The following is a 13,744-nucleotide window of genomic DNA, read 5'->3' as shown; positions in this document are numbered from 1 at the left end:
GTATTGATACGTAGCCCTGCTGCTGTGACAGTCGAGAGCAGCTTAGGCCAAGGCATATACGCGTGTCCGGCGAATGAGAACGTAGGCTGCCCTCATGCCAAAGAAGCGCTCGGGCGGTGGTCTGTCGGCGACGCAGCAGGCCGCCAAGTTCCTCGGTGTCAGTGTGCTCGCGGGAGCGTTGCTGGCCGGTCTCGCGCTGCCCGCCGTGGGCGCGCTGGGCCTGGCCGCGAAGGGGTCGGTGGAGTCGTTCGACGAACTCCCGGCCAACCTCAAGACGCCACCCCTCAGCCAGCGCACCACCATCCTGGACGCCAAGGGCAACCAGATCGCCACGGTCTACTCCCGAAACCGCACGGTCGTCGCCCTCAAGGACATCTCGCCGTACATGCAGAAGGCGATCGTCGCCATCGAGGACTCCCGCTTCTACGAGCACGGCGCGGTGGACCTCAAGGGCATCCTGCGCGCCCTGAACAGGAACGCGCAGAGCGGCGGCGTCAGCGAGGGCGCCTCCACGCTCACCCAGCAGTACGTGAAGAACGTCTTCGTCGAGGAGGCCGGCGACGACCCGACGAAGGTCGCCCAGGCCACCCAGCAGACCCTCGGCCGCAAGATCGCCGAACTGAAGTACGCGATCCAGGTCGAGGAGGAGCTGGGCAAGAAGAAGATCCTCGAGAACTACCTGAACATCACCTTCTTCGGCGAGCAGTCCTACGGCGTCGAGGCGGCCTCCCAGCGCTACTTCTCCAAGCACGCCAAGGACCTGAAGTTGCAGGAGGCGGCGCTGCTGGCGGGCATCGTGCAGTCCCCCAGCGTCTACGACCCGATCAACGACCCCAAGCAGGCCACCCTGCGGCGCAATGTCGTGATCCAGCGCATGGCCGAGGTCGGCGACATCTCCCAGGCGGAGGCCGACGCCGCGAAGAAGACCCCGCTGGGCCTGAAGGTCACCCAGCCGAAGAACGGCTGCATCACCGCCGTCGACGGCGCCAGTTTCTTCTGCAAGTACGTCGAGAAGGTCTTCCTCAGCGACCCGGTCTTCGGCAAGACCCGCGAGGAGCGGGCCAAGATCTGGAACCAGGGCGGCCTGACGATCAAGACCACCCTCGACCCGCAGGCCCAGGAGTCCGTCGAGGAGTCCATCAAGGACCACGTCTACAAGAGCGACAAGGTCGCCGCGGCCGTGACCCTGGTCGAGCCCGGCACCGGCAAGATCCTCGGCATGGGCCAGTCCAAGCCGTACGGCTACGGCAAGAACGAGACCGAGATCAACTACTCGGTCGACTACGCGATGGGCGGCTCCAACTTCGGCTTCCCGACCGGTTCGACGTTCAAGCCGTTCCTGGCCGCGGCCGCGCTGGAGGAGGGTCGCCCGCCGACCCAGACGTACGCCTCGCCGTACTCGATGCCCTACCCCGACACCGTACGGATGTGCGACGGCAAGGTCTGGCGCAACCAGGGCGACAAGCTGGAGAACGAGAGCAAGTCCGAGGTCGGCCCGTATCCGCTGAAGGACGCCATGGCCATGTCGGTCAACACGTACTTCGTGCAGATGCTGGAAGACATCGGCATGTGCCCCGTGGTGAACATGACCGACAAGCTGGGCGTGGTCCAGGGCAACGGCAAGAAGCTCCCGGTGTCCCCGTCCGCGCTGACCCTCGGCTCGAACGGCATCTCGCCCCTGAGGATGGCCAGCGCCTACGCCGCCTTCGCCAACCGCGGCATGTACTGCACCCCGATCGCCATCGAGTCGATCATCCAGACCGTGGACGGTCAGAAGAAGTCGCTGGAGGTGCCGAAGTCGACCTGCTCGCGCGCGATGAGCGAGCAGACCGCGGACACCGTCAACTCCCTGCTCAGCGGCGTGATCGACTCCGGTACGGGCCGGGCGGCCGGCCTGAGCGACCGCGACAACGCGGGCAAGACCGGTACCACCGACTCCCGCAAGAACGCCTGGTTCGTCGGCTACACCCCGAACCTCTCCGGCGCGGTCTGGGTGGGCAGCGCCAGCCAGGAGGTCGAGATGACCAACATCTACATCGGCGGCCAGTACCACGGGCAGGTCTACGGCGGTGACACTCCCGGCCCGATCTGGAAGGACGCCATGACCGGCGCCCTCGTCGGCAAGGACGCCGCGCGCTTCAACCGGATCTACATCCCCGACCCCGTCCAGGAGGACAAGGAGAAGGACGAGGACCGGGACCGCGGCCGGGGCCGCGGGAACGACGACGGGGGCAACGGCGACGGATTCATCGGCGGCCTCTTCACCGGCGGTGCCTCGACCGGCGCCACCACCGGCACGACCACCGGCGGCGACACCGGCTCCCCGAGCCCGGACATCACCATCCCCGAGGGCTGGATCCGCGGGCAGGGCGACGGAGGGAACGGCTCGGGTGGGCGCGACTGAGCGTGCCACCGGGGTGAGCCGGTCCGGCTGAGCACGCCGGACCGGGCGAGCATGAGGAACGGCCCCTGCCTGGGAGGCGGGGGCCGTTCTTTGTTCTGTCGCCCTTTGTCGTCCTTGTTGATGGTCGCGCGGTGACGGACCCGCAGCTGCTGAACCGTAGATCAGCCCGCGAGGAGCTTCTTGACGGTGGCGGCGACGCGGCCGCCCTCGGCCTGGCCGGCCACCTTCGGGTTCACGATCTTCATGACGGCACCCATGGCCCGCGGCCCCTCGGCCCCGGCGGCCTTCGCCTCCTCCACGGCCTGGGTGACGATCTGCTCCAGCTCCTCGTCGGACAGCTGCTTGGGCAGGTACGCGGCGAGCACCTCACCCTCCGCCTTCTCCCGCTCGGCCTGCTCGGCGCGCCCGCCCTGGGCGAACGCCTCGGCGGCCTCACGGCGCTTCTTCGCCTCGCGGGTGATCACCTTCTGCACCTCGTCGTCGGAGAGCTCGCGCTTCTCCTTGCCCGCGACCTCCTCCTTGGTGATCGCGGCGAGCGTCAGCCGGAGCGTCGAGGAGCGGAGCTCGTCGCGCTCCTTGATCGCGGCGTTGAGGTCTTCCTGCAGCTTCGACTTGAGCGTGGTCATGGCGTTGATTGTCGCAGGTGCGTACGGACCGACGCCCGTTCATTTACGGGGCCGCGGGTCTGACACGATGTGTGTATGCACGCGCGATACGGAGTGCCCCTTGGAATCGCGGCGGTCGGCGCCGCCGGACTGCTCTACTCGGCGGGCTTCGAGGCCCGCTCGTTCCGGCTCCGAAGAGTGACGGTCCCCGTCCTCCCCTCCGGCATGCGGCCCCTGCGTGTCCTGCAGGTCTCCGACATCCACATGGTGAGCGGGCAGCGCAAGAAGCAGCGCTGGCTGCGCTCACTGGCCGGTCTGCGCCCCGACTTCGTGATCAACACCGGCGACAACCTGTCGGACCCGGAGGGCATCCCGGAGACGCTGGACGCGCTGGGCCCGCTGATGGAGTTCCCCGGGGCGTACGTCTTCGGCTCGAACGACTACTACGGCCCCATGATGCGCAACCCGGCCCGCTATCTGCTGGAGAAGCTCAGCGGCCGCCACGGCCTGAACGGCAACCCGCCGGCCGTAGGGGTGGTCCACAACCCCTGGGAGGACCTGCGCGACGCCTTCGACGCGGCCGGCTGGCTGAACCTCACGAACACCAGGGGTGTGCTGAAGGTCGAGGGCGTGTCGGTCGAGATGACGGGCCTGGACGACCCGCACATCAAGCGGGACCGCTACGAGCGGGTCTCCGGCGGCCCGTCGGCCTCGGCGGACTTCTCGATGGGCGTGGTGCACGCGCCGTACCTGCGCACGCTCGACGCCTTCACGGCGGACGGCTACCCCCTGGTCCTGGCCGGCCACACCCACGGCGGTCAGCTGTGCATCCCCTTCTACGGCGCGCTCGTCACCAACTGCGACCTGGACACGGACCGGGTGAAGGGCCTGTCGACCCACACGGCCGAGGGCAGGACGTCGTACCTCCACGTCTCGGCGGGCTGCGGCACCAACCGCTACACGCCGGTACGTTTCGCGTGCCCCCCGGAGGCGACACTGCTGACGCTGGTGGCAGGGGAGCAGGGGGCCGGCGCGGGACGGTGAGGCGGGCGGCGGCGGACCGGGGCGGCTGTGGACCGGGTCCGCCGGTGGCCGAATCTGCCGTAGTGCTGCCTAGTGCTGCCGAAGGGCAGCCAAGTCGGCAGGTGCCCACGCTCTCACGGCGACCAAGCCGACGGGCTAACCCATACAGCCCCACCCACATGGCCCGATACACCCAATTTGCCTAGCTTGGGGGCATGACCGCCCCGATACCCAGGGACATCCCGGAGCTACCGGCGATCCCGCGCACGCACGCGCTCCTGCCCTCGGCCGTCCCCGCGGCCGCGGTGGTGACCCCCGTACGCCGCACACTGGCCGCAATCCTGCGCCTGCTGATCGCGGCAGTCGCCGCGGCCGGCGTGACCCTGGCCCTTCTCCTGGGCAGCCCCCTCCAGGTCCTCAGCCACTTCTCCGTCCAGAGCGCCATCCTGCTGGCCCTGGCGACGGCCGCGTCGGCACGCCGAGCGTGGACAGCCCGCAAACCCCTCTCCGCCGCCGTCACCGGCGCGGCACTCCTCTACTCCATGGCCTCGGCCCTGGCGTACCACCTGCTCCTGGCGGACACGAGCCCCCCGTTCTCGATCACGAACCCGGGCGGCGCTCCCCCCACCGGCTGGCACGCCCTCCCGAACGTCCTCCTCCACACAGCGGTCCCGGCAGCGGCAACGCTCGACTGGCTCCTCCTGACCCCCTCCGGCCGCCTACGCCTGCGCCAAGCAGCCCCCTGGCTCCTCTACCCCCTGGCCTACCTGGCCTTCACCCTCACCCGAGCCGAACTGATCACCCCGGGCTCCCCCACCCGCTACCTCTACCCCTTCCTCGACGTCGACACCGACGGCTACAAGAACACCCTCGCCAACGCCCTCCTCCTCGGCCTCGCCCTCTACACCCTCGCCATCCTCCTCGCCGCCCTCGACCGCGTCCGCCCGAACCCACTCCGCCACCGCTGGAAAACCGGATTTCGCCTCCAGCCTCCAGTGGGCTAAAGTTAACGACGTCGCCGCGACAAGCAGCGACATCGGGGTGTAGCGCAGCTTGGCAGCGCGCTTCGTTCGGGACGAAGAGGTCGTGGGTTCAAATCCCGCCACCCCGACAGAGAAACACCAGGTCAGGCCGGGTGCTGAGAGATCAGCACCGGGCCTGATTTGCTGTGCGGCCCCGTTTTGGGAGCCATTTGGGAGCCAACTGGGTGTGATCTTCGGGATGCGGCTCCCGGCGGCTCCCAGCGAGGGGCGTTCGGCCTTCGAGCGCGTTGTGCGCCGGGTGCACCCCGGGAGAGCCCTTCCCCACGGCTTGTGCCGGGGAGCCCACGGACGGTACGACGATCGCCATGCACCCATGGTCTCCGTTAAATGACCGGCAGCTCGCACTCCTCACCCGCATCGGCGACGGAACCGACCCTGTCACGTCGGACAGCCCCGAGCTTGCTCTTACCGCCCGCGCGCTCAAGGAGCGGCGCCTGATCACCATGCCCAAACAGGGTGGGAAATGGCGGGCGGAGATCACCGACGCGGGGCGCTTCTATCTGGAGCACGGCCATCACCCTGACCGCCCGGAGCCAGCCCAGCGCAAGCAGCGGTTGGCGGGTTCCGAGCAACGGGCACGAGCGACCCCTTCACCACAGAAGCAAGCCGCAGCCCCGTCCACGACGAAGCCAGCGCCGCAGCGCGCGGCCAAGCCCCCACAGCCGTCGCCGGCGGAAGTCGGCGCCGCTTTGATCGCGGAAGTACAGCAGGCTGGGCGGTTCCTCAGGATCCCGAACCCCAGCGACGAGGAGCGGGCCCGTTACCGCAGGGCGTTCGACGCGGCGCGGCAGTGTGCGCCCGACGGGTACCACCTGAAGTACAGCGGTCGGGCGAAGGGAGACTTCTTCCTCGGCCTGCTCCGGGTGACCGGTGAGGACGACACCGAGTGGAACCGGATCCGCCTGGCGCGCAGCCGTGTGATCACCGACGTCGAGGACGTGCTCGCCGCTGTTACCAAGGACCACAGCGCCTTCGAGATCTCCGAGGAGGTTCTGCCGAGGGTGCTCGCTCTGATCCGGCTCCTCGCCGATCAGGCACTCGCGCGGTACGGCGAGATCGCAGTGTCCAAGAAGCGCAGGCAGCCGAGGCCGCTGCTCACTGTCCACGGCAGGACGTACGAGGTCGGCTTCCGTGAGCGGCAGAAGCAGGTCCGGTACGTCCCCAAGCAGCCGGGCCGACGCACGTACGACTGGCAGCGGGTCACGCCGGCCCACAAGTCCGAGCCGTCCGGCGAACTGGAGCTGCTGGTCAGCGAGAAATCGGGCTACAGCTACGGCTGGAAGAAGGAATGGGCCGACACGGCGAAGAAGCCGTTGGAGGAGCAGATCGCTTCAATCTTCCGGGCGTTGAAGGCACGCGCGGAGGAGCAGGAGCGGGCCCGGCTAGAACGAGAGGCGGAGCAGCGGCGTCTGCGAGAGGAGCGTGAGCGCCAGGAGGCCGAGCGCCGGCGGCTGGCGGCGGAGCGGGAGGAGCGCGAGCGGCGGCAGTGGGAGGCCGCGGTAAGTGCGGCTTCGGTCCAGGCGGTTCACGCGGTACGGGCCGAGCACTTCGGCACAGCCCTGGAACAGTGGCGGGCCGCAGGTGAGATCCGGGCGTTCTGCGCCGCGCTGGATGAAGTCGCCGCCGCGTCGGAAGATGCCCGCGAAGCTGAGAGGCTGCGTGAGTGGTCGGCTTGGGGAAACGCGGAGGCCGATCAACTCGACCCCACCACGAACGGCCAGGGCCTGGCCACCCGCGACTTCCACGCGGAGCCGACGAAAAAGCAGCTCCGGCCGTTCCTCGACGGGTGGCACCCGGACCGGCCGGAGAAGGAGAAGCCTCCTGCACAGCCAGCGCCTCCCAAGCCGGAGCAGGACCCATGGCGCGGCGTCATCGACGCACATCAGGATCAAGGGTGGCGATATGGACGCCAAGGTCGCGCTCAATGGTGGAGGCGATGACACCGTGACCTCGGTCGCGTAGGGCCTTGACCGCCTTCTCGACGAGCTCCCCGAGCCTGATGACCTCGGCACGCAGAGCGACCAACTCGTCGTAGCGGTCGGCCTTGTCTTCGCCGCACCAGGCCCGGACGGTTCGCAAGACAGCTGCGTCTGCGTCCAGCTTCCGGTCGTCCCGCCGACTGTAGGAGTACCAGGAGGACTGGGCACGCTCCTGCTCGATGCCCTGCTGCTTGCGGTCCACCTCCGGAAGGATCTCGTCGGCGAGGCGGCCGGCGACCTGGCGGGCAACGCGCTCGGTGACCGGCCACCCGGCCAGGCACATGCCGTGGCGGTTCTCGTAGACCATGGCGTCACTGCGGAGTTCAGCCGTGTCCATGCCGATGAGCGGTGCCGTCTCATCGAGGCGGATCAGCTCCAGGACCCCGGCGTCAGCCACCGTTCGGCGCAGGCGCAGCCTGTTCTTCGGACGGACGAAGCCGAGGATCATGCGGGCGGCCTCGAACTCCGTACTGCCCCGGACCTCCCTCGACGTCTCGGCCAGCGCCAGCTCCGCCGTGTCATCCGCTCTGAAGGAGTCAACGTCATTCCACGAGGCCATCAGGCAGCTGGGGCTCACCCACTCCTGCAGGCCAGCTTCATCACCATCCAGGAACCGCACATGGATGTTCCCTGATCTTCCAGAACCGCGGACCCGGACAATCTCGACCTGGCGCACCGCGCCACCCAGTTCCTTCGGCGTGGCCCGATACGCCCAGCGTTCCCCGGTCTCCATGCATCCATTGAGCCAGGTCGACGGCACCGCCACGCACCAATCAACAGATCCGAGGTATGTCTGATTTCTGTCGTCCCCTCGGGGGCTAACCTGAGAGAGGATCACGGTCAGCTTCTCCCAAGGGGATCCCACATGACAGATCAGCACAACCGCACCTGTGGGCGCCCGACCCGCTCCGGGAACCCATGCAAGGTCCGGATATCGGGCTCGGACGTGGCCTGCGGCACGCATGCAACGGAGCAGGACAAAGCCGTGGCCGAGGCCCACCGACGCGGGTGGAGCGAAGGCTACAAGTCCGGCAGCGAGAGCAGCGCAAGCTACTCCAGATCCCGGATCGAGCGTTTGGAGCAGCGCGTCAAAGAGCTCGAGGAGCAGCTGGACGACGCGAGGCGCGTTTACGAGATCGGCGGCCACCAGGTCGTGGACATAGGCGGATACGCCTACCGCTGGCGAGGGAGCACACCACTTGAGGTCGGCGACCGAGTACTGCTGCCCGAAAACTACGTGAGCCGCATGAAGAATGGGCCCGGTCCCACCCTGGGCGTGGTGAGCAAGCTCGGCACCACCTACCGCGGACCTCTGTCCGACATCGTCAGCCGGGCGCCAGCGGCGGATGGGTAAGAGGACCTTGAGCACCGTGGCCGTGGAGAGCTCGTCAGCTGAGTCCGTTGTCAGACCCTGCCGCTAACGTCGAGTAGCACAGGTCTCTCGTACATCAGCAGGGAGCAAGGCATGCCAACCACAACAGAGGACGGGCATGGGGTAGATCGCCGAAGAGTGAACCGCTCCGGGTCTGATGGAGGCTCGATTCCCTGAGAAGATCGAGTCATGGCACGTCCGTCCCCCTACCCTGCTGAGCTTCGTGAGCGTGCGGTGCGCATGGTCGCGGAGGTTCATCCGAACTATCCGACCGAGTGGGCCGCGATGAAGGCAGTCGCGGCGAAGCTGGGTATCGGAGCAGCGGAAACGGTGCGGACGTGGGTCCGCAAGGCGGAGGTGGACGCCGGTCAGCGGCCCGGCACGACGTCTGAGGAGGCCGCGGAGATCAAGCGGCTGCGGGCCGAGAACGCCGAACTGCGGCGGGCCAACGAGATATTGAAGGCGGCGTCGGCTTTCTTCGCGGCCGAGCTCGACCGGCCGTCCAGGCGCTCGTAGCGTTCATCGACGAGTTCAAGCAGGTGTTCGGGGTCGAGCCGATCTGCCGTGTGTTGTCCGACCACGGACTGAAGATCGCAACGAGCACCTACTACGCCGCCAAGAACCGTGCTCCCAGCGCCCGCGCGGTGCGGGATGCGGAGCTAAGGGCGCACATCAGCCGGGTCCACGCCGACAACTACGGCGTCTACGGAGTGCGGAAGGTCTGGCGGCAGCTGCACCGTGAGGGCATACCCGTGGCCCGCTGCACGGTCGCCCGGCTGATGCACGAGCTGAGGCTGGAAGGCGCCCGTCGCGGCAGGAAGATCCGCACCACCGTGCGCGACGACGGGCACGAACGGGCAGCTGATCTGCTCAGGCGCGACTTCACCGCGTCCCGGCCGAACGAGAGGTGGGTCGCCGACTTCACCTACGTGGCCACCTGGTCGGGGATCGTCTACGTCGCGTTCGTCGTGGACGTCTTCTCCCGGGCGATCGGGGGCTGGTCAGCGGCCACCAGCAAGCGGGCCAAGCTCGTCCTCGACGCCCTCGACATGGCCTTGTGGCGCCGCGACCGCGCGGGAACCCCCGCTGGACCGGGGCTGGTTCATCATTCGGATGCAGGCAGTCAGTACACGTCTTTCGCGTTCACCGCGCATCTCCTGGAGGCCGGCATCGACGCCTCGGTCGGCACCGTCGGTGATGCCCTGGACAACGCGCTCATGGAGTCCCAGATCGGCCTCTACAAAGCAGAGCTGATCAAGCCCCGCAAGCCCTGGCACGGCCTCGCCGACGTCGAACTCGGCACTGCAGAATGGGTCGACTGGTTCAACAACCAACGGCTCCACAGCGCGATCGGAAACCTCCCACCCCACGAGTACGAGACCAACCACTACGCTCAACACCAGCCCCAACCGGCGGCTGGAGTCAACGCATAGAGCCTCCACCGATCCCGGAGCGGTTCAATCAGCCCCGGAGCGGTTCACTGCCACGTGCCGGATGTGACCTGCACACCCTGCCTGAGTGCGGGCTTGCCAGGCTGCCCTCAAAGGAGCATAGATTGGCTCCAGTTGATCGTCAGGGGGAGCGGTGGCAGGGCGGGACCTTCGAACGCTGTTCAGCTCGAACGACCGGAGCATCGCCGCCAGTGAGGCGTTCACGAACCGGCAGGCACAGTGGCAAGCGGTGACCGCCGGCCTCGCTGAGCACATACGGCACATGACCCGTGCGGACTTCGACGTGGAGGACCTGGAGGCTCCCCGCCGCAACATCCTGGTGTTCCACGGTGTGGGCGGTATCGGCAAGTCCACGCTCTCCCGCAAGATCGAGGCGTCGCTCGCCAGCAGCGAGCACCGTCCTGTGCAATGGGAATCGCCGTCCCACCCCGAGGAGCGGACGCTGCCGGTCCGCATCGACCTCGCGCGCGCTGCGGGCATGGACTTCGAACGCGTCATCCTCACCATCCGACTTGCCGTCGCCGCGCTCGGCCGGCCGATGCCCGCCTTCGACCTCGCCCTGCGCCGCTACTGGGAGCACAACCACCCGGGCGAACCGATCGAGGACTACCTGCGCCGGGGCGGGCTGCTGAGCCGCTTCAGCGCCGCTGCCGCCCTGCCGCAGCAGATGCAGTCGGCCCTCAGCGACGTGGCCCAGGCGCTGCTCCTGCCCGGCACCGTCGGGGGCGCACTCGGCCATGGGGCCGGCGCGCTCATCAAGGCGTTACGCGAGCGGCGCCAGTCCGTACGCGCCCTCACCGGCTGCTCGCGCCTGGCCGACCTCCTGGAAGCCGAGCCCGACCTGGACGCCCTCAGCTTCTACCCGCACTTGCTCGCCTGGGACCTGGCCCAACTTCCGGCCGACAAGAGCGCACTACCCGTGATCCTGCTGGACACCTTCGAGGACACCGGCGACCGCACCCACCGCGACTTCGAGCGACTGCTCCAGCGCATCGTGTGGCTGATGCCCAACGCGTTCTTCGTCGTCACCGGACGCAACCGCCTCCAGTGGGCGGAAACGAGCCTGGAAGGACAACTCGACTGGACCGGGCCGAACGCTTGGCCCGGCCTCGTCTCCGACGCAGCAAATAGCGGGTCAGGCGTATCCGGCCGCCAGATCCTGATCGGCGACTTCTCCTCCGAAGACTGCGAGGACTATCTGGCCCGCAGGCTCAGCCGCGACGGGCAGCCGCTGATCGACGAACCGGTCCGCCGGATCATCGCCGAGCGCTCCCACGGGCTACCCCTGTACCTGGACCTGTCGGTCATGCGCTACCTGGAACTTCGGCGCAGTGGCAGGCAGCCACAGGTCACCGACTTCGACCACGACTTCCCCGCCCTGATCGCCCGTACCCTCAGCGACCTGACCGCCGAGGAACGCCACGTGCTCCGCTCGGTCAGCCTGCTCGACGCGTTCTCTGTTCCTCTGGCCACCCAGGTCGCCGGTATGGACCACGACGCGCCCGCCCTACGGCTGACCGAGCGCCCCTTCATCCGGGAGTCCTCCTCCGGTGTATGGCCCTTCCATGTCCACGACTTGATCCGCGCCGCTATTCGCAACGCGGACGACGGCAGTGACGACCGCTGGTCGGACCAGGACTGGCAGCGCGCGGCCCAGCGCGCCTTCCATGCCCTGGAATCCCAGTGGCGCCAGGACCTGCGACGCGACCGCGCCGTGCTGGTCGGCTGTCTCCAGCAAGGGCTGCTCCTCGCACGGGACTTCCGTCTCGATCTCGGCTGGCTCGCCGATGCCGCATTCCAGTACGTAGGGGACTCCATCTGGGAACCGCTGGCACTTCCCGCAGCCGATGCCAGGTCGTCGGACGGCCTGCAGACTGCGGCGGACGCCCTGGTGGAAACACTCAGCGCCATCGCCAGGCGCCAGCACGAACACCGTGAACGCACAGCCGGTCGGCTCTCTGCCGTCCTTGCATCGCAGCTGCTCCCGGATGACCTGGTCGAACTGGCCACGTACTACCTGGCGAAGGCCCAGCGGGACCTCGGCCTGACCGATGATTCGCGGCGCGGCATGCAGCGCGTCGCTTCCGCCGACGGTCGGCTCGCTTCCGCCGCTCGACGCGGCCTGGCACACCTGAGCCGACTGTCCGGAGATTTCCCGACGGCGGTGGAGGCCGCGGGGAGGCTGGGCTGGGAGGGGCGGCATCATCGGGTGCTGGGAGACGTGTGGTGGGTGCAGGGGGACATGGAGCGGGCGACCGCCGCCTACCTGGCGGCCAGGAGCGAGGCCGAAGAGCACGGTGCGGTCGGTGAGACCGCCATGGTCCAGGCGCATCTCGCCTTCGCCGTCTCCTTCGCCGACCCGCTCCGCGCCGACGATGAACTCGACCTGGCGGACCGGCTGCTGTCGCCCCTCAGCCTGCGCTCAAGCGAAATGACCGCTTGCATCGCCGCACTCGTACGCGACGCCGGGTTCGACGCGGACGTGCCCGACCGGGCGGCCGTGCTGCTCGCCGAGATCGGTGTCTCCGGTATTTCCTACGCCGCGGCGAAACTGCAACTGGCCCTGTGCTTCCACCACGCCGTTCTCGACGCCCAGGACGTCCTCGTCGACGCGATCACCCGCCTACGCGAACTCACGCAGAGCGGCGACTACGCCTACTACGTCGAGATCGCGCACTTCATGGCCGGCCTTCCGTTCCCCGAGCACACCGCGCGAGCTCGGTGGATCGACGGAGAACGACAGACGCGCGAACGATGGCGGCACCTGGTTGAGACCCGTCGCAGTCGCCTCGGCACGACTCGTTAGGCCGCAACAGGCAACGTCGACACGAAGCCAGTGACCCCACGGTGTCCGGGCGCCATCTGGGAGTCGACCCGCTCCCCATGCCCCCTCGAAACCACCGCACCCCAACGCCACTACGATCGCCGGTCATGGACTGGCTGGAGCGTGCCGCGAAGCTGAGGCAGTGGAGCAGAAGCGGGACCCGCGCTCCGCACAAGCCGCTGCTGTTCCTGTACGCGCTCGGGCGTTTCCAGCGGGACGCCGACGGTGAACTGCGGTACAGCGCGGTGGAGGACGACCTCAGACGGCTGCTGGCCGAGTACGGTCCGCCCAACAGAACGACGCCCGCCTACCCGTTCCACCATCTGGTGAGCGACGGCGTGTGGGAGGTGCGCACCGATCGCGGACCGGGCAGCCCCGGCAGTGGCGTGCGGGAGCTGCGGGAGATCGGAGCCGCAGGGCGGCTGACGCCGGAACTACGGGCGGCGCTGCGGCGCGAGCCGTCGTTGCTCGGCCGGATGGCACGGGTCCTGCTCGACCTGAACTTCCCGCCCTCGCTCCACGGCGACCTGTGCGAAGCCGTCGGCCTGGAGCTGGAGCCGACGGAGAGCGAACAGTTCTCGGCCGTGCGCGGGCGGCGGGATCCCCGGATGCGGGAGCAGGTCCTGACGGCATACGAGTACCAGTGCGCCTTCTGCGGCTACGACGGCAGGATCGGCGCGGTGCCGGTCGGGCTGGAGGCCGCGCATGTGCGCTGGTGGGCGTTCGACGGCCCTGACGACGTCGACAACGGCCTGTGCCTGTGCTCGCTGCACCACAAGCTCTTCGACAAGGGCGTCCTCGGCATCGGTGACAGTCACCGCATCCTGGTCTCGCAGCGCTTCGTCGGCCACAGTCCCGCCGCCCGCGAGCACGTCATAGCGCTCGCCGGCCGCCCGCTCATCGGACCTCAACCGGGTGCCAGTCCCGTCGCGGCGGTCCACCGCTCCTGGCACACCAGCCAGGTCTTCCACGGCAGCCCACGCCCCGCCCCGGCCGCCTGATCGCCGAGCGCCTATCACGTGACCCGCTGGTAAGGAGTGCGA

General features: G+C 68.4%; 10 protein-coding genes and 1 tRNA gene. 9 read left to right on the top strand and 2 right to left on the bottom strand.

Translation table 11 applies throughout. From position 1 onward, the window contains the following. Positions 1-94: 94 nt before the first annotated feature. Positions 95-2,404, top strand: a complete 2,310-nt coding sequence (locus tag ACH5AC_RS08250; RefSeq protein ID WP_398860873.1) for a transglycosylase domain-containing protein — start codon at positions 95-97, stop codon at positions 2,402-2,404. Between the two features lie 161 nt (positions 2,405-2,565). Here ACH5AC_RS08250 and ACH5AC_RS08245 read toward each other — a convergent pair whose 3' ends face one another. Then, positions 2,566-3,030 (bottom strand): GatB/YqeY domain-containing protein, encoded by a 465-nt coding sequence (locus ACH5AC_RS08245; protein ID WP_398860872.1) that lies wholly within the window; start codon positions 3,028-3,030, stop codon positions 2,566-2,568. A gap of 75 nt (positions 3,031-3,105) precedes the next feature. Here ACH5AC_RS08245 and ACH5AC_RS08240 point away from each other — a divergent pair, with 75 nt between their 5' ends. From ACH5AC_RS08240 to ACH5AC_RS08225, 4 genes are all read left to right on the top strand, one after another. Continuing rightward, positions 3,106-4,053, top strand: a complete 948-nt coding sequence (locus ACH5AC_RS08240; protein WP_398860871.1) for a metallophosphoesterase — start codon at positions 3,106-3,108, stop codon at positions 4,051-4,053. Between the two features lie 194 nt (positions 4,054-4,247). Next, positions 4,248-5,036: a Pr6Pr family membrane protein gene (locus ACH5AC_RS08235; RefSeq protein ID WP_398860870.1), complete on the top strand. Its 789-nt coding sequence runs from the start codon at positions 4,248-4,250 to the stop codon at positions 5,034-5,036. Positions 5,037-5,069: 33 nt separating this feature from the next. Then, positions 5,070-5,143, top strand: a tRNA-Pro gene (locus ACH5AC_RS08230). A gap of 237 nt (positions 5,144-5,380) precedes the next feature. Continuing rightward, a complete protein-coding gene (locus ACH5AC_RS08225) occupies positions 5,381-7,015 on the top strand; it encodes a PE-PGRS family protein (RefSeq protein WP_398860869.1) in 1,635 nt (544 codons plus the stop codon). Here ACH5AC_RS08225 and ACH5AC_RS08220 read toward each other — a convergent pair. Further along, positions 6,945-7,787 carry a PE-PGRS family protein gene (locus ACH5AC_RS08220; protein WP_398860868.1) on the bottom strand — a complete coding sequence of 281 codons (843 nt, stop codon included), beginning with the start codon at positions 7,785-7,787 and terminating at the stop codon, positions 6,945-6,947. The two genes, ACH5AC_RS08225 and ACH5AC_RS08220, sit on opposite strands and share 71 nt — an antisense overlap. A gap of 132 nt (positions 7,788-7,919) precedes the next feature. On the opposite strand from ACH5AC_RS08220, the gene ACH5AC_RS08215 reads away from it, so the two are divergent. The 4 genes from ACH5AC_RS08215 to ACH5AC_RS08200 all read left to right on the top strand — a co-directional run bounded on the left by ACH5AC_RS08215 (position 7,920) and on the right by ACH5AC_RS08200 (position 13,702). Next, on the top strand, positions 7,920-8,408 hold the full coding sequence (locus ACH5AC_RS08215) for a hypothetical protein (RefSeq protein WP_237313526.1): 489 nt from the start codon (positions 7,920-7,922) through the stop codon (positions 8,406-8,408). Between the two features lie 207 nt (positions 8,409-8,615). Beyond that, a protein-coding gene (locus ACH5AC_RS08210; protein WP_398860867.1) for an IS3 family transposase occupies positions 8,616-9,859 on the top strand; the annotation gives its coding sequence in 2 pieces (ribosomal slippage) (positions 8,616-8,898 and positions 8,898-9,859; 1,245 coding nt in all). Positions 9,860-10,139: 280 nt separating this feature from the next. Further along, positions 10,140-12,683 (top strand): ATP/GTP-binding protein, encoded by a 2,544-nt coding sequence (locus tag ACH5AC_RS08205; RefSeq protein ID WP_398860866.1) that lies wholly within the window; start codon positions 10,140-10,142, stop codon positions 12,681-12,683. A gap of 125 nt (positions 12,684-12,808) precedes the next feature. Continuing rightward, entirely contained in the window at positions 12,809-13,702 is an 894-nt protein-coding gene (locus tag ACH5AC_RS08200; RefSeq protein WP_141594967.1) for a phosphorothioated DNA-binding restriction endonuclease, read from the top strand. The last annotated feature ends 42 nt before the right edge of the window (positions 13,703-13,744 follow it).

The organism is Streptomyces sp. NPDC018693, from assembly GCF_044391385.1.
Lineage (GTDB): Bacteria > Actinomycetota > Actinomycetes > Streptomycetales > Streptomycetaceae > Streptomyces.
Note: the sequence above shows the minus strand (reverse complement) of the source record. Positions and strands in the feature narration are given on the sequence as shown.

What these genes read in the sequence shown, in the direction of transcription:
- ACH5AC_RS08220 (WP_398860868.1), bottom strand. Translation starts at nt 7,787, where the DNA reads ATGGAGACCGGGGAACGCTGGGCGTATCGGGCCACGCCGAAGGAACTG.
- ACH5AC_RS08235 (WP_398860870.1), top strand. Translation starts at nt 4,248, where the DNA reads ATGACCGCCCCGATACCCAGGGACATCCCGGAGCTACCGGCGATCCCG.
- ACH5AC_RS08225 (WP_398860869.1), top strand. Translation starts at nt 5,381, where the DNA reads ATGCACCCATGGTCTCCGTTAAATGACCGGCAGCTCGCACTCCTCACC.
- ACH5AC_RS08200 (WP_141594967.1), top strand. Translation starts at nt 12,809, where the DNA reads ATGGACTGGCTGGAGCGTGCCGCGAAGCTGAGGCAGTGGAGCAGAAGC.
- ACH5AC_RS08245 (WP_398860872.1), bottom strand. Translation starts at nt 3,030, where the DNA reads ATGACCACGCTCAAGTCGAAGCTGCAGGAAGACCTCAACGCCGCGATC.
- ACH5AC_RS08205 (WP_398860866.1), top strand. Translation starts at nt 10,140, where the DNA reads ATGACCCGTGCGGACTTCGACGTGGAGGACCTGGAGGCTCCCCGCCGC.
- ACH5AC_RS08240 (WP_398860871.1), top strand. Translation starts at nt 3,106, where the DNA reads ATGCACGCGCGATACGGAGTGCCCCTTGGAATCGCGGCGGTCGGCGCC.
- ACH5AC_RS08250 (WP_398860873.1), top strand. Translation starts at nt 95, where the DNA reads ATGCCAAAGAAGCGCTCGGGCGGTGGTCTGTCGGCGACGCAGCAGGCC.
- ACH5AC_RS08215 (WP_237313526.1), top strand. Translation starts at nt 7,920, where the DNA reads ATGACAGATCAGCACAACCGCACCTGTGGGCGCCCGACCCGCTCCGGG.